This is a genomic window from Rahnella sp. CFA14(1/10) (assembly GCF_004195095.1).
GTDB classification, from domain to species: Bacteria; Pseudomonadota; Gammaproteobacteria; order Enterobacterales; family Enterobacteriaceae; genus Rahnella; species Rahnella perminowiae.
Window position 1 is genome coordinate 114,106 of the sequence record NZ_SEWS01000006.1, and the last position, 15,172, is coordinate 129,277.

13 protein-coding genes are annotated in these 15,172 nt (G+C 52.7%); 4 read left to right on the forward strand and 9 right to left on the reverse strand.

Annotated features, from left to right (window positions below):
- Positions 1-222: 222 nt before the first annotated feature.
- Positions 223-1,326 (reverse strand): aspartate-semialdehyde dehydrogenase, encoded by a 1,104-nt coding sequence (asd, locus tag EVX52_RS13485; RefSeq protein WP_129991478.1) that lies wholly within the window; start codon positions 1,324-1,326, stop codon positions 223-225.
- A 381-nt stretch (positions 1,327-1,707) separates the two neighbouring features.
- Between asd and EVX52_RS13490 the strand changes: the two genes are divergently transcribed.
- Positions 1,708-2,301, forward strand: a complete 594-nt coding sequence (locus EVX52_RS13490; RefSeq protein ID WP_013573548.1) for a YhgN family NAAT transporter — start codon at positions 1,708-1,710, stop codon at positions 2,299-2,301.
- 62 nt (positions 2,302-2,363) lie between these two features.
- Here EVX52_RS13490 and gntT read toward each other — a convergent pair whose 3' ends face one another.
- On the reverse strand, positions 2,364-3,680 hold the full coding sequence (gene gntT / locus EVX52_RS13495; protein ID WP_129953845.1) for a gluconate transporter: 1,317 nt from the start codon (positions 3,678-3,680) through the stop codon (positions 2,364-2,366).
- Between the two features lie 246 nt (positions 3,681-3,926).
- Between gntT and EVX52_RS13500 the strand changes: the two genes are divergently transcribed.
- Positions 3,927-4,442: a gluconokinase gene (locus EVX52_RS13500; protein ID WP_129953846.1), complete on the forward strand. Its 516-nt coding sequence runs from the start codon at positions 3,927-3,929 to the stop codon at positions 4,440-4,442.
- A 130-nt stretch (positions 4,443-4,572) separates the two neighbouring features.
- Here EVX52_RS13500 and gntR read toward each other — a convergent pair whose 3' ends face one another.
- The 6 genes from gntR to EVX52_RS13530 all read right to left on the reverse strand — a co-directional run bounded on the left by gntR (position 4,573) and on the right by EVX52_RS13530 (position 10,637).
- Positions 4,573-5,568, reverse strand: coding sequence for a gluconate operon transcriptional repressor GntR (gene gntR / locus EVX52_RS13505; protein WP_129954170.1), 996 nt, complete (start codon positions 5,566-5,568; stop codon positions 4,573-4,575).
- A gap of 106 nt (positions 5,569-5,674) precedes the next feature.
- The gene (locus EVX52_RS13510; RefSeq protein WP_129991479.1) at positions 5,675-6,592 is read right to left on the reverse strand and encodes a LacI family DNA-binding transcriptional regulator; all 918 of its coding nucleotides are present in this window, start codon (positions 6,590-6,592) and stop codon (positions 5,675-5,677) included.
- 13 nt (positions 6,593-6,605) lie between these two features.
- Positions 6,606-7,988 carry a glycoside hydrolase family 1 protein gene (locus EVX52_RS13515; RefSeq protein ID WP_129953848.1) on the reverse strand — a complete coding sequence of 461 codons (1,383 nt, stop codon included), beginning with the start codon at positions 7,986-7,988 and terminating at the stop codon, positions 6,606-6,608.
- A gap of 42 nt (positions 7,989-8,030) precedes the next feature.
- Positions 8,031-9,359 carry a PTS sugar transporter subunit IIC gene (locus tag EVX52_RS13520; RefSeq protein ID WP_129953849.1) on the reverse strand — a complete coding sequence of 443 codons (1,329 nt, stop codon included), beginning with the start codon at positions 9,357-9,359 and terminating at the stop codon, positions 8,031-8,033.
- Positions 9,356-9,679 carry a PTS sugar transporter subunit IIB gene (locus EVX52_RS13525; RefSeq protein ID WP_129991480.1) on the reverse strand — a complete coding sequence of 108 codons (324 nt, stop codon included), beginning with the start codon at positions 9,677-9,679 and terminating at the stop codon, positions 9,356-9,358. The genes EVX52_RS13520 and EVX52_RS13525 overlap by 4 nt, the downstream gene beginning before the upstream one ends.
- A gap of 262 nt (positions 9,680-9,941) precedes the next feature.
- Positions 9,942-10,637 carry a pirin family protein gene (locus EVX52_RS13530; protein ID WP_129991481.1) on the reverse strand — a complete coding sequence of 232 codons (696 nt, stop codon included), beginning with the start codon at positions 10,635-10,637 and terminating at the stop codon, positions 9,942-9,944.
- A gap of 495 nt (positions 10,638-11,132) precedes the next feature.
- On the opposite strand from EVX52_RS13530, the gene EVX52_RS13535 reads away from it, so the two are divergent.
- Positions 11,133-12,983, forward strand: a complete 1,851-nt coding sequence (locus tag EVX52_RS13535; protein WP_129991482.1) for a hypothetical protein — start codon at positions 11,133-11,135, stop codon at positions 12,981-12,983.
- Positions 12,984-13,369: 386 nt separating this feature from the next.
- Complete coding sequence (locus tag EVX52_RS13540) at positions 13,370-13,879, forward strand: GNAT family N-acetyltransferase (protein ID WP_129953853.1); 510 nt, start codon at positions 13,370-13,372, stop codon at positions 13,877-13,879.
- On the opposite strand, the gene EVX52_RS13545 is transcribed toward EVX52_RS13540, so the two are convergent.
- Positions 13,876-15,096: an MFS transporter gene (locus tag EVX52_RS13545; protein WP_129991569.1), complete on the reverse strand. Its 1,221-nt coding sequence runs from the start codon at positions 15,094-15,096 to the stop codon at positions 13,876-13,878. The two genes, EVX52_RS13540 and EVX52_RS13545, sit on opposite strands and share 4 nt — an antisense overlap.
- Between the last annotated feature and the right edge of the window lie 76 nt (positions 15,097-15,172).

A 15,172-nucleotide genomic window follows, 5' to 3' on the forward strand; every position in this document is an offset into this window, starting at 1 on the left:
TCAAAGAGGCAGAGCTCTTCTACTAAGCATAGACAAAGGTTCGAAAAATCAGCGTGAAGAAACCAATGAATTTTTCACAAAATGAAATTCAGAGAGTTGCGCTGGAAAAAGGCGGATAAAGGGGGAAGAGAATGATGGCAGAATTAAAAACGGGACACCGTGCTGGTGTCCCGTGAGAAGTCATCGTGAAGAAAACAGGGCAGTTTTCAACCTGGCGGCGGATTACAGAAGAATTCGCAACATACGTCGTAAAGGTTCTGCCGCGCCCCATAGCAGCTGGTCACCGACGGTGAACGCTGAAAGATATTGCGGGCCCATGTTCAGTTTACGCAGACGGCCGACCGGCGTGTTCATGGTGCCGGTGACTGCCGCTGGCGTCAGTTCACGCATCGATAATTCGCGGTCATTCGGAATCACACGAACCCAGTCGTTATGCGAAGCCAGTATCTGTTCGATTTCCGGCACCGACACGTCTTTTTTCAGTTTCAGCGTAAACGCCTGGCTGTGGCAGCGCAGCGCGCCGATACGGACACACAGCCCATCTACCGGAATAATGCTGGAAGTGCCGAGGATTTTGTTGGTTTCCGCCTGACCTTTCCACTCTTCTTTGGTCTGGCCATTGTCGAGCTGTTTATCGATCCACGGGATCAGACCGCCCGCCAGCGGAACACCAAAGTTATCGGTTGGCAACGTGCCGCTGCGGGTCAGCGCCGTTACGTTACGTTCGATATCCAGAATGGCGGAAGCCGGGTTTTCCAGCTCTTTCGCCACGCTGTTATGCAGCATTCCCATCTGGGTCAGCAGTTCGCGCATGTGCCGCGCACCGCCGCCGGAGGCCGCCTGATAGGTGGCGACAGACGCCCATTCGATGAGATCATGAGCGAACAGGCCGCCGAGCGACATCAGCATCAGACTGACGGTACAGTTACCGCCCACAAAGGTTTTGATGCCTTTATCAATGCCCTGACGGATCACGGCGTTGTTGACCGGGTCGAGGATGATTATCGCGTCATCTTCCATTCTCAGAGAGGATGCTGCGTCAATCCAGTAGCCCGACCAACCGATTTCACGCAGCTTCGGATAGATTTCATTGGTATAATCGCCGCCCTGACAGGTGATTATAATGTCCAGTGCGCTCAGGGCGTCCAGATCATAAGCATCCTGCAAGGTTCCGGACTGACCCGTGAAAGAAGGCGCGGCCTGACCGTGCTGAGAAGTGGAGAAGAATACCGGACGGATAGCGTCGAAATCGCGTTCTTCAATCATGCGTTGCATGAGTACAGAACCGACCATTCCACGCCAGCCAACGAAACCTACATTTTTCATAATATCTGTCCTGCCCTGAGGGTGATAACTGCTTAAAACGGCTTGAACGCGCGTTTGCACTCAGTGAGTGCCTGTTTTGATGCACTGCGCCCCATTAACGCGCGGGTCTACCACCTTACAAAATGTAGTAGAAGTGGCAAGTGAATTTAATCAATAGTGCGGCTTTTAATAGCAGCGCAACTTATACCCTCAATAATTCGAGTTGCAGGACAAAAGTTTCCGCTTTTGAACAGCGCTTGCGCTGGCCCTGCGAGTAACGCGACAAGCTCAGGAAGCCTGGGGAGCTTAGACAACTAAGTGACCGGCGTGAGTGAGCGCAGTTAACGCATCTGCGACTTGAAGTATGACGGGTATATAACTGGCATTTTTTCTGAGGTAGTTATGACCGAAATGATTTCAGCAACTATTTTGCTGTTTTTAATTATGGATCCGCTGGGTAATTTACCGATTTTTATGTCGGTATTAAAACATCTCGACCCGAAACGTCGCCGTGTGGTGTTGATCCGCGAAATGCTGATCGCACTCATCCTGATGCTGATCTTCCTGTTCGCCGGTGAAAAAATCCTGTCGTTTCTGAATCTGCGCACTGAAACTGTGTCGATTTCCGGCGGTATTATCCTGTTCCTGATCGCCATCAAAATGATTTTCCCGTCGGAAGAGAAAAGCAGCAGCGGACTGCCTGCCGGTGAAGAACCCTTCCTCGTCCCGATGGCGATCCCGCTGGTCGCCGGTCCGTCGATTCTCGCCACGCTGATGCTGCTTTCGCACCAGTATCCAAACCAGATGAGTCACTTAACGCTGGCGCTGTTTATCGCGTGGGGCATGTCGATGGCAATCCTGTTGCTCTCAAACCTGTTCCTGCGCCTGCTGGGTGATAAAGGCGTCAGCGCCCTCGAACGCCTGATGGGCCTGATTCTGGTCATGCTCTCGACGCAGATGTTCCTCGATGGGATCAGGGCGTATCTGAAGATTTAGCGACAGAAGAAATGAAAAAGGCGAGCCATCTGGCTCGCCTTTTTTACGCTATCCGTTTGCCGTCAGACGACCATCGACAGCAGCAGGCATCCCGCCAGACCGCACAGGGAAATGATGGTTTCCAGCACCGACCAGGATTTGAAGGTTTCGACAATGCTCAGGTTGAAATATTCCTTGAACAGCCAGAAGCCCGGATCGTTGACGTGCGAGAAAATCACGCTGCCGGAACCGACGGCGATCACCATCAGTTCAGGACTGACGCCGGTCGTGGCGATCAGTGGTGCGGCAATACCGCCCGCCGTAATCGCGGCCACGGTGGCAGAACCCAACGCGATACGCAGAACCGCTGCGATAGACCAGGCCAGCAGGATTGGCGACAGGTTGCTGCCGTGCATCAGAGCCGCGATGTATTTTTCAATACCGCTGTCCACCAGCACCTGTTTGAACGCCCCGCCACCGCCGATAATTAACAACATCATCGCGATGATTTTGATGGAGTCGGTCACAGTCGCCATCACATCTTCCATCTTGCGGCCACGGTTCAGACCAAAGGTGAAGATAGCGATCAGCACCGCAATCAGCGTTGCCATCACCGGGTCGCCGAAGAACTCAGCATACGCCAGCACCGGATGGCCTTTCGGCAGGATCATTTCGCAGAGCGCGCGAAACGCCATCAGAATGACCGGCACCAGGGAGGTGGCGACACTGACGCCAAAGCCCGGCATCTCTTCTTCCGTGAAGGTTTTCGGGTTAAACAGACCTTCCGGCACCGGTTTGTCGATACCTTTCAGGAAACGCGCATACACAGGACCGGCCAGAATAACGGTCGGCACCGCCAGCAGCGAACCAAACAACAGCGTTTTACCCATATCCGCATGGAAAATCGTCGCAATTGCCGTCGGGCCAGGGTGCGGAGGCAGGAATCCGTGTGTGACGGATAACGCGGCCGCCATCGGAACGCCGACATACAGCAAAGGCAGACGCGCTGCCGCCGCCACAGTGAAGACCAGTGGCAACATCAGCACGAAGCCAACTTCATAGAACAGGGCAAACCCGACGATGAAACCTGTCAGCACAATCGCCCACTGAATGTGCTCACGGCCAAACTTTTCTATAAGGGTGGTCGCGATACGTTGTGCACCACCGCAATCCGCCAGCATTTTACCGAGCATGGCACCGAAGCCCATGATCAGCGCAAGACTGCCAAGCGTGCCACCCACCCCGTTTTTGATTGAGGTGATAACTTTATCGACCGGCATTCCCTGCATAATCCCCACCGCCAGCGCGACAAGAATCAGTGCAATGAAGCCATTAAGCTTAAATCGGATCATAAGTAACAACAGCAGTGCGACACCCACCGCTACAATAACTAATGGCATATTCTTCCCCTTATGCTGTCACTCAGGTATGGCTAAAAACCGGGTGACGCATTATTTTTAGTTTTCAAGATGTTGTAGGAATTAACAGTGCAACGGGTACAGACCGCGACCGCTAAAACAGCAGTGCATTCCTTTGTGATATTAGTCACATCTCCATTTGTTACCGGTATCATGATACCGGTAACATGCTAATATTAGGACTCACTACGCAGTCAAAATGTTCATTTTGGGATAGAGATCATACTTATGGCAGGACAAAGCATCATTCTGATGGGCGTGTCAGGCAGCGGTAAATCCACCGTCGGCGCGGCACTGGCCCGTGAAATTAACGCGAAATTTATCGACGGCGATGATCTTCATCCCCGCGCCAATATTGAAAAGATGGCCAGCGGCACGCCCCTGAACGACGATGATCGTGCACCGTGGCTATTACGCCTCAACGACGCGGCTTACAGCCTGCGCCATAAAAATGAAACCGGCATCATTGTCTGTTCCGCACTGAAGCGCCGTTACCGCGACGCCCTGCGTAAAGACAACGAAGGCATGGTATTTATTTACATGAAAGGCAGTTTTGAGGTGATTGCCGAACGTCTGAAAGCACGCGCCGGACACTTCATGCCGACCGATTTGCTGCGCAGCCAGTTTGAAGCACTCGAAGAACCCGGCGAAGACGAGCCGGATGTGTTGCGCGTAAATATCGATCACAAGTTTGAAGGTGTGGTAGATCGCTGTATCGCGGCTTTGAAGACGGTACAGAAGTAAGACTTTCCCCTGCGAAGGGGGATGTTTAGACCGGAGAAGTCGGGAGGGGGGCTTAATGGCAGCGCTGTCATCCGCAAAACCAACACCCCATCCCAGCCATCCCCTCGTGAGAGGGGAAGGCGCAAAGAAATCAGATACTTCCGCCCGCAGAAATCGTAAACCCTACATCCACCATTCTCGGCACCACTTCTTCGCCGCGAAGTCTCGCCAGCAGGCGTTCGGCGGAGATTTGCCCCATTTTTTCACGCGGCGTCAGGACGCTGGCGAGCGGTGGCTCCATCGTTTGTCCCATGTTGTGTCCATGAAAACCGGCAATCGCCATTTGTGAAGGAATTTTCAGTCCCTGACGCTGACATTCAAAGAATGCACCTGCCGCAAGGTCATCGTTGGTACAGAAAATACTGTCGATTTGTGGCCAGTCTTTTTGCGCCTGTCGCAATAACTCAGCACCACCACTGTAACTGGAAGAGCGGCTGGTCATCACACTGTAAGGCTCCAGACCGGATTCACGCATCGCCTGCTCGTAACCCTGCTGTTTAATAAGGGTACGTTCGTCCTGACGTGCGCCGAAATACACCACATGACGATGGCCGCGCGCGATAATTTGCTGGGTCATCTGCCGTGCGGCTTCAAAGTTGTTGAAACCGACCGCCAGATCCACGCAAGGCGATACGCAATCCATCATCTCTACCACCGGAATACCGGCTACTTCGATCATCTTCAGCGTACGCGCGGTGTGATGCCGCTCGGACAAAATCAGTCCGTCGATATTGTAGGAGAGTAACGAGGTCAGACGCTGTTCTTCACGTTCCTGGCTGTATCCGTAGTGCGCCAGCATGGTCTGATAGCCATGAATATCGGTCACGCTCTCAATGCCGCGCAGCACTTCCGCAAACACCTGATTGGTCAGCGACGGCAGCAGCACGCCGATAGCGCGACTTTTAGCGTTAGAAAGAATGTCAGGGGCGCGGTTGGGGATATAACCCAGCTCATCGAGTGCTGCTGAAATTTTTTCCTGCAACGCGCCGGAAACCTGTTCAGGATTACGCAAATAGCGGCTGACCGTCATTTTTGTGACGCCCACTTTGTCGGCAACATCCTGGAGTACGGGTCTTTTTTTCTTCATATTCATCAATGAGATGGTGCCGCTGAAAAGGTTAAAGGATCAGAGAGTGATGTTAGCAAACATTCGCGCAGGCGGATATCCGTTGCTGCGCGACATGAGAGGTTTGTCAGGAAGGTAAAGAGAGCTGGCCGCGAACCGGCGCGCTGATGTTGGCGGAAAACTGGCCGGTCAGCAGCGCCATCGCCCGTTGTGCCAGCGTTTCCAGCGGATAGGCAATGGCCGGAACGGCAGAAACACCCGGCGGCAACGTACTGTCGAGGCTAAACACCATCACGTTTCCCGGCACAGTGCGCCCGTGATGCATCAGCTGACGAAGTGCGTCCTGTGCCGACGAGTCATCCGGCACCAGCAGGGCATTGAACGGCACATTCTGTGCCAGCAGTTGCGTCAGTGCGTGTGAGCCGCTGTGAACCAGCCGGCGGTCGTAAGGCAGCAGGAATTTCTCCAGCGCAAGATGATATCCCTGCAGGATTTGACCTGCCGTATCATCATTTTCCGGATTGATCAGGGCAATCTGTCTGCGCCCTTGTTTCAGCACATACTGACAGGCGGTTTCGGCCGCAAAGCTGCGGTCAAAATGAATACTGCGTGCAGAATCCGCATCCAGACAATCAATGGTAATGACGTTGTCGGGCAGCGCTGGCAAAGGAAAGCGTGCGCCGATCACAATCATCGCATCGCACAGGCCGCGGCCAATCTCGTCCACAGAATGCCTGAGACTTGCCGCGTCGGTGGCAAAACGCAGCAGCAAATATTTCTGATTCAGCCGCAACTCTTTTTCCAGCGCGTGGAGATAACCGGTCGACTGATTGATGTTTTCGGTCGCGCAAATGACCCCGATACAACCGGTGGATTGTGTAGACAGCGACTGCGCAATCACACTTGGCTTGTATTGCAGTGTTTCAACCGCCTGCATCACAGCCAGGCGGCTTTCTTCTTTGACACCGCGGCTGCCACTGAGGACACGGGACACCGTCGCTTTCGACACCTTCGCCAGCCGCGAAACGTCGTTAATGTTTGCCATGTCTTTCCTTGTGTTAATCGAAACCGTTATTTTTAGAAACTGCCGCGAACCATTCGCCGCTTTTCTTCACCGTGCGTTTCTGCGTTTCCAGATCCAGCTGGATGAAACCATACCGGTTTTTATAGGCATTCATCCATGACCAGCAGTCAATAAATGTCCACATGTGATAGCCGAGACAACCGCTGCCTTCCTGTAAGGCACGGTGCAACCATTTCAGGTGCCCGCTGACAAACTCGATGCGGTAATCATCATCAATCCGCCCTGCCTGTTCAAAGCGCAGTTCATTTTCCACACCCATGCCGTTTTCGGAAATGAAACAGCGCGGATTACCGTAGTTTTCCCGCAGATTAGTCAGAATATCGTAAATGCCCTGCTCATAGATTTCCCAGCCACGATGCGGGTTCATTTTACGCCCCGGCATGACGTAGTTATCAAAGAACCATTCCGGCATAAACGGACTTTCAGGATTAACCATACTGTCGCGGCACTGAATGCGGCGCGGCTGGTAATAGTTAATGCCGAGCAAATCTACCACGCCCTGTTTCAGCAGTTCTTTATCGCCCTGCTGACAGGCCGGAAGCTGACCGTGTTTTTTCAGCAATTCCACCAGTTCCTGCGGATATTCACCTCGCAGCGCCGGATCAAGGAAACTGCGGTTAAACATCAGATCAGCAATATTCGCGGCTTTCAGATCAGCCGGATTCTGCGAACGTGGATAAGACGGCGTGAGGTTAAGAATGATACCGATTTCGCCACCGGGATCACGGGCACGATAAGCTTTTACCGCCAGGGAATGCGCCAGCATGGTGTGATACGCCACGGTGGCGGCACGTTTGAAATCCACCACATTCGGATAATGGAAATCATACAGATAACCACCTTCCACCGGCACCACCGGTTCGTTGAACGTAAACCAATGCTTGACCCGGTCACCAAACAGTTCAAAACAGGTATCGGCGTATTTTGCATACGCCTGCACCACGTCGCGGTTTTCCCAGCCGCCGATTTCCTGCATCGCCATCGGCATATCGAAGTGGAACAGATTGATAAACGGCTGCACACCCTGCGCCAGCATTTCGTCGATCACCTGATTATAAAACGTGACCGCTTCCTGATTCACGTCGCCACGTCCGTTGGGAATTAAACGTGCCCAGGAAATCGACGTGCGGAAGGTGTTGTGATTCAGCTGTTTCAGCAGCGCGATATCCTCGCGCCAGTTTTTATAAAACGTTGAAGTATCCTGCGGGCCGACGTCATTGTGAAAGCGTGTTGGCTGCTGTGAATACCAGTGATCCCACACCGTGGCACTTTTCCCGTGGCTCAGGGATTCACCTTCGGTTTGTGGCGCCGAACTGGCACTGCCCCACCAGAATTCTTTTGGAAATGCGTATTTCATCGTTATCCTCGCTGTCCGTTAGCTGTACGTTTTAACTGATATTTAACTGTTTGCCGGCACGGCATTGCCCGCCGTTTGTGCCGTGGCTTTTTCCGCTTCCTGTTTCAGCAACGTACGTTCATAGGCTTTCAGGAACGGGTAGTACATAACGGCTGATAACACCATACAGAACAGGCACATAATTACCGGACTGAATGCCCAGTTTGCGGCCCATGACGCACCAATCGGTGCAGGTGTTGTCCAGGGTGTGAGCGAGACCACTTGCGCGACCCAGCCGAGTTTTGTGGCGGTGTAAGCAAAAATAGCATTCAGCATCGGCACCAGCGTAAACGGCAGGAAGAATACCGGATTCATGATAATCGGCGTGCCGAACAGGATAGGTTCGTTAATGTTGAAGAAACTCGGTACCACCCCCATCCGGCCAATAGTACGCAGATGCACGGCCTTGCTGCACAGCAAGAGAATCGCCAGCGGTAAGGTCGACCCTACGCCACCAATCAACAGATAGTGATCCCAAAATCCTTGCAGGTAAATATGTGGCAATGGCGCACCGGCCTGTAACGCCGTCTGGTTAAGCGCCAGATTGGTCATCCAGAACGGGTTCATGATGCCAGTGACAATCAGTGCGCCATGAATCCCTGCAAACCACAGCACCTGGCAAATAAACACTGAAATTAAAATCGCCGGCAGCGAATCCGATGCAGAGACCAACGGTGCCAGCAAATGCATGATGGCTTCAGGAATAATCATGCCGGTGGTGGACTGAATAAAGAGATTCAGCGGATGCAGCGTGGCGACAATCACCACCACCGGGATCAGAATTTCAAATGAACGTGCCACACCGGTCGGCACTTCTTTCGGCAGGCGGATGGTGATGTTGCGGCGTTTGAGCAACGCATACACTTCAGCAGCATAAATCGCTGTCAGAATGGCGGTAAAGATACCTTCGCCGGAAAAATATTGCGTGGAGATTTGTTTGTCATGATACGGCGCGGCCACCAGCAGAAACGCCATAAATGCCAGTAAACCGGTCATGATCGGGTCAAGCTTATAATGCTTACCGAGGCTTGCACCGATACCTACCGAAATGAAAAACGTCATGACGCCCATGCTCAGATACCACGGCAACATCAGTTGTTCGCGGTATTTCAGCGACAAGTCCAGCCAGCCGCGCGCGAAGCTCATGGTCGTATCCGGCGAGAAAGGCGGGAAGATAAAGACCAGCATGAACGAGCCAATAATCATAAATGGCAGTGCTGCGATAAAGCCATCGCGGATGGCAATCACATGCCGCTGCTGACCGACACTGCCCGCCAGTGGCGTGATATGTTTTTCGATGACGTTAACCATCGCCTGATAGAGGCCACTCATACGCGGCTTCCTTCCTGTGCGATCAGACCAAAGGCAAAGTCGAGCACGCTATCACCGCGCTGCATGCCATAATCCATCATGTTGATGGTCTCGACCGGAATGTTGAATTCTGCCGCTCTGGCAGATAAATCAGCCTGCATGTAACGCACCTGCGGACCGAGCAGCACCACCTGATAATCACGGAATTTTTCATCAAACTCGCTGGCACCGAATGCGTCAATCTGCACCTCTTCTCCGCGTTCCGCCGCCACTTCTTTCATCTTCCGCACTAACAAACTGGTCGACATCCCCGCTGAACAACAAAGCATGATTCTTTTCATTTTGCTTCACTCCACGATGATTTATGTTCTGCCCGTTTTAACCTGCTGAGGGTATTTGAGGTGTTATGGAAACCGGTTTCCATCGCTATACCCTCGATGTGCGAACAGGCTCAAAATTTTGACGGGGGATTTGTTGCAGGTGTGAATGGCGTCACGAAGCGCAAAATTAAACAATGCAAAAGCGGGGAAAGAGGCTAAGGGAGAGAGCGGCATTGATACAAAAGAAAAAGGCGACCGGAGTCGCCTTAATAACCATGAATCCTCAGACTGGCGGCAGATCGAACAGCAAGATTTCGCTGTCTTCATCTGCATGAACGGACAATGCCGTTTCATCCCAGACAGCCAGTGCATCACTCTGTCCGGCTTTCTTACCGTTGATGGAAACGGTGCCTTTTACCACCTGGATCCACACGCGGCGATCAGCTTGTATCTGGTAAACCGACTGCTCATCTTTTTTCAGTGCCCAGCGGGACAACTCCATATCCTGGAACACCTTCAGCGAACCCTCGCGGGCATCCGGTGAAAGCACTAACTGGCGGCCCTGCGGCGCATCGAACATGCGCTGTTCGTAACGCGGTTCCAGCCCTTTCTGATTTGGGATAATCCAGATCTGATACAGGTGCAGCTTACGGTCGCTGTTACCGTTGTACTCCGAGTGCGTCACCCCGGTACCGGCGCTCATAATCTGGAACTCACCGGCCTGGATTTGTTCTTTATTGCCCATGCTGTCCTGATGTTCCACGGTGCCTTCCAGCACATAGGTCAGAATTTCCATGTCTTTATGCGGATGCTTACCAAATCCCTGCCCTTCATCGATGAAGTCTTCATTAATCACCCGCAATGCGGAGAACCCCATGAATTGCGCATCGTAATAATCGGCGAAAGAGAAAGTGTGCCAGCTTTCGAGCCAGCCGTGACTGGCGTGACCGCGTTCTTGTGCCTGACGTAAGTAGATCATGTTCAACTCTCCTCAATGTTTTCTCTAGTCTAGTCAACGGCTGAGAATAAGAAAGCGTAAAAACTTCACTCCTCTGTTCAAAAAATATGAACAAATGCAGGCCGTTCAATCCAAAGGATTTGTGGGAGATGAAGCAAATTTTCTTATGCCGGTTGCTTAATTGCCTATCCGTACAATACTCAAAGAATAAATTCCTTAAGGTAAATTAATGTGACTTCTGTTTCCGCAAATTATCATGATTAACCGCTGCAAGTTAATCACAGGGATCACCGGCGGTATTAATCATTATCAGGCGCATCACGTGATATTCACGCACGGTAAGCGGTTATTCACAGATAAGGCATTTTCCTGGCCGTCTTATTTTATCGGACAGAACAATATCATGATAAATACCACATCCGTTGTGCCAGGCCGTACAGGGCCACATATTGTGGTTGAAAATACGGAGATATAACAAAGTAAAAAGCTCACCCTGAGCCTTAAAAGGATCCGCCCATGAAAACGTTAAATCGTATATCGGCACTGAAGGATTATAAATTACGGCAAGATCATAATGTCTTCGTTAATGGTTATTTTCAGGCCGGTGACGGCGGTGGCGGCCATTATTACTGGGACAAAAACTGCGTTCTGCCCGCCAATAACGGCACCGTCATCCGTTCTGACCACTCGGACACTGGACGCTGGCTGCTTATCCATCAGGGCGTGGGCGATTTCCGCACTTTCGGTATTCTCAATGCTGATCAACCCGCCGACGATGCGCTGGATGCATTAGTCAATGACCCGGCCATCAGCCAGATCTTCGCTTTTTCAGATTTGCTCTTTCAGCGCCGTCATCGCTTCTCACGTTCAGACATCACCCTGGATTTCCAGAACAACCGAATTTTCACCACAGGCATTGCCAGCGCACCGGCCAATGACCCCTTTGCTGCTGTGCTGTTTTTCCAGGGCACGGTGACCGGCATGCCTGTCACCTTCACGCAGACGGAAACGTTACAGGAGCAAACAGATATTTTCCCGGTAGCGGATTCGTCAGTTTTTCAGGTGGGCGACTGGTATGCGGTTCAGGTGACGGCGGTGAAAGGCGCGGCAGAACGGGAACTGCAAAAGCTGGTGGAAATTATCGCCATTCCTGACAGCACACATATTCAGATTGATTATTACAACGGCTGGGAATTGCTGGCCGGCAGGATAATCAGCTGGCAGAAAGTCGAACCGGTCAAATTCGTCACCGTCAAAAATATACAGTTCTTTGGGGCGGGTGCTGATCAGATCACCGGTAGCCATCCGGTGGCGTTTGAATACGCGGTGTATGCCAACGTCGAAGGTATCCATTCGACGGGCTCCTTCTGGCCGGTGGTAATGCGCCGCTGGAATACCCATTATCTTACGAAGCAATGTTCTCTCATCAATCCGCCGAACACAGCTTTTGGCGGTGCCGGATACCTGACCCAGCAAATCTATTGTCTTTACGGCCAGGTCAGTGATTGCAGCGTCGCTAACGCGCGGCATTTAAATGATTTCACTGCGTCGGCGTATTGTCTGGTCGAAAATTGTCATGCAAGCGGACAAAGCGCGGAAAAAGGGCCGTTTGTGACCCACGGTCAGTACGAACATGATCTCACCTATACCGGCAACTCAGGCCTGATGACTTTTGCCAATTCCGGTGCGACCTGGGGAGGCAGCGCCAAACGTATCAATGTGCGTAAACACGTCTGCCCGTGGTTTGTCGCACGCACCGGCGTGAGTGAACTCACGCTGGAAGATGTTGTGGTGATGGCTAACGACACTATCCCGCAGTCCGGGATGTTGTGGGTGAATGCCGACGGTTTGCAGATGACCGGCTGTACCGCTGACCGCACGCTGATTATCAGTCAGGCATCGCAACGCGCTGTGCGCCCGAATGTCATCCGTCAGTGCCAGTTTTCCCTGCCGGAGGACGGCGCACCGGTAGTACAAAGCAACGTCACCGCCGCCCTCACCTTTACCGATACAGTATTTAACGACATCAACGGGCAGGCTTTTGACAGCACCGCGCCGCTGAATTTTGTCCGCTGTACGTTTAATGCCACCACAGAATTTGCACCGCTCACCCTGAAATCCTCCACGCTGTCGGTTCAGGCATCACAGTTTAATCAGGCCGGTTTCGTCCTTTCCGGCACTGGGGCGAAGCAAATTGATATTCTTTCCTCGACGATGGTGCAGGCTACATTGGATTTCACTGCTTTCACCTCACAGCCCGCCGGTTCACTGATGTTTCTTAACAACCGCCTGTCAGGCAGCGCTGTCATTGCACAGCCTCCCGCCGGAGAACGGGTAATATGGCAGCAGAATATGATTTTTGCCTGAAACAGGCTCGCCAGAAATATGAAAGGTTTTTCGAAATAGTTTGAGTTGTGGAAAGGCGGCCAGCGAGCGAATCCCCGGGAGCATACACAAGTATGTGACCGGGGTGAGCGAACGCAGCCAACGCATCCACAGCTCAAAATATGAAGAAAAAAAAGCCAGCACCCGGCTGGCTAAGTAATACTGGAAGCAATGTGAGCAATGTCGTGCATTCATGGGGACCCGTTTGACCTTGGTGTGAGGCCATCCCCGGAACGCGTGGCAATAATAATCATTATCATTCGCACTTGTAAAGCTTTATTTTTATCCAACATTCGATTGACACTTTTCCTAATCCTGATAAATCTGGTGGATATTCAAACGGTAACCACCATAAGAGGAGTGTCGCCATGAGCGAAATAGTCATTCGTCACGCTGAAGCCGCAGATGCAGAGGCGCTTCATCACCTATACGCTCAGGTTCCTGTTTACAGCGACACGCTACAACTCCCTTATCCATCTGCCACGCTATGGGCAGACAGGCTTGCTAATGCCACACCGGGTCGGTTTGCGCTGGTGGCGTGCATCGACGGCAAACTGGTGGGCAACCTCACCCTGATGGTCGAGCAGCCCTGGCGCCGCCGCCATGTGGCAACTTTCGGCATTGGTGTGGATACACAATTTCAGGGAAGAGGCGTCGGCAGCAAGCTGATTGCCGCCGCCCTTGAGTTGTGTGACAAATGGCTGCACGTGATCCGCGTCGAGCTGACGGTTTATGCCGATAATGATGCCGCAATCGGGCTGTATAAAAAGTTCGGTTTCAGCGTTGAAGGCCTTAGCCCGAGCTACGCAATGCGCGACGGCGAGCTGGTGGATACGCTGCACATGGGCCGCATCCGCCGCATCCCGCAACCGGCTTAACCGGCAGAGGCGCTGGTTTCATGTGCGGGCTGACGTAACAGCAACCGCACTACCAGCGCCATTGCCATCAGCACCAGTAACGCCGAGCCAGGATAAATCGCATCAATCCCGGCCTGTGCCATCAGCATTCCGGCCAGCGGGCCGGTAATCCCCAGTGATAAATCAAGAAATGCCGAATAAGTCGCCAGTGCGCTGCCCTGATTTTCCGGCGGCAACTTTTTGACTGCCACCACGCCCAGCGCCGGATACACCAGCGAAAACCCTACGCCGGTAATGAAAGCACCGGCCATCGCTGCCCACGCTGTCGGGGCGAGAAACACCATCATCAGCCCGATAATTTCCACCACAAAACACACCAGCGCTACGCGTAATCCGCCAAAACGGTTGATACTGTTGGGTAATAACAGCCGCATACCGACAAACGCCACACTGAAAAATGTCAGGGAAAACGCTGCGCCCGGCCAACCTTTCGCGGCGTAAAACAGGGTGATAAAGGTGGCAATCACGCCAAACCCGGTCGAGGCCAGCGCCAGCATCATGCCGTAAGGCAATATTTTCCCCAGCACCTGCCGGAACGGGATTTGCGTTGAGGCTTTCGCGACCACCGGCGGCTTGTGCCACGCGGTGACCAGTGCCGTCAGCGCCACCAGCATGATGCACACCGACAACAGTGTCAGGCCGCCGAAACTGAAAATCAGTACGCCAAGCGGGGCGCCAATCGCCATCGCGCCGTACGTCACCACTCCGCTCCATGAAATCACTTTGCCGATATGCAGGGAGCCGACCACGCTGATCCCCCACAATGTTGAACCGGTTCCGGCAAAACTTTGTCCGACACCCAACATCACGCGGCCGAGACATAATAACGCCAGACTGACCGCCGGCGCGGCGTCAAATCCCAGCGCCAGCAGATAGCACACGCCGCTGAGCAGACAGCCGCTCAGCCCGAACATCACCACCCTTTTTGGCCCGACTTTATCCGCATAACGCCCGGCATACGGACGGCTCAGCAACGTCGCGAAATATTGCAGGCTGATCACCAGTCCCGCCCAGAAGGCGCTGTAACCGAGATGCTCGTGCACATAACCCGGCAGGATCGCCAGCGGCAGGCCGATGGTCAGATAATTGGCAAAATTAAATACCAGAATGGAGAGAATTCGCAGCGTGGTCTTTGCCGGATGGGTGGCCGTTAAATCAGGCGAAGCAGCGTCAGGCATGGAAATTTGCATCTCACGAAAAGAGGGTTCAGGCATGTTACGAAGCCGTAAAGGAATATTTGACTTTATTAGTAAT

Bases quoted from the DNA above. Each gene is read 5' to 3' on its own strand.
- EVX52_RS13500 (WP_129953846.1), top strand. From the start codon at position 3,927: ATGGCAGGACAAAGCATCATTCTGATGGGCGTGTCAGGCAGCGGTAAA.
- EVX52_RS13520 (WP_129953849.1), bottom strand. From the start codon at position 9,359: ATGAGTGGCCTCTATCAGGCGATGGTTAACGTCATCGAAAAACATATC.
- asd (WP_129991478.1), bottom strand. From the start codon at position 1,326: ATGAAAAATGTAGGTTTCGTTGGCTGGCGTGGAATGGTCGGTTCTGTA.
- EVX52_RS13535 (WP_129991482.1), top strand. From the start codon at position 11,133: ATGAAAACGTTAAATCGTATATCGGCACTGAAGGATTATAAATTACGG.
- EVX52_RS13510 (WP_129991479.1), bottom strand. From the start codon at position 6,592: ATGGCAAACATTAACGACGTTTCGCGGCTGGCGAAGGTGTCGAAAGCG.
- EVX52_RS13545 (WP_129991569.1), bottom strand. From the start codon at position 15,096: ATGCCTGACGCTGCTTCGCCTGATTTAACGGCCACCCATCCGGCAAAG.
- gntT (WP_129953845.1), bottom strand. From the start codon at position 3,680: ATGCCATTAGTTATTGTAGCGGTGGGTGTCGCACTGCTGTTGTTACTT.
- EVX52_RS13525 (WP_129991480.1), bottom strand. From the start codon at position 9,679: ATGAAAAGAATCATGCTTTGTTGTTCAGCGGGGATGTCGACCAGTTTG.
- EVX52_RS13490 (WP_013573548.1), top strand. From the start codon at position 1,708: ATGACCGAAATGATTTCAGCAACTATTTTGCTGTTTTTAATTATGGAT.
- EVX52_RS13515 (WP_129953848.1), bottom strand. From the start codon at position 7,988: ATGAAATACGCATTTCCAAAAGAATTCTGGTGGGGCAGTGCCAGTTCG.
- EVX52_RS13530 (WP_129991481.1), bottom strand. From the start codon at position 10,637: ATGATCTACTTACGTCAGGCACAAGAACGCGGTCACGCCAGTCACGGC.
- EVX52_RS13540 (WP_129953853.1), top strand. From the start codon at position 13,370: ATGAGCGAAATAGTCATTCGTCACGCTGAAGCCGCAGATGCAGAGGCG.
- gntR (WP_129954170.1), bottom strand. From the start codon at position 5,568: ATGAAGAAAAAAAGACCCGTACTCCAGGATGTTGCCGACAAAGTGGGC.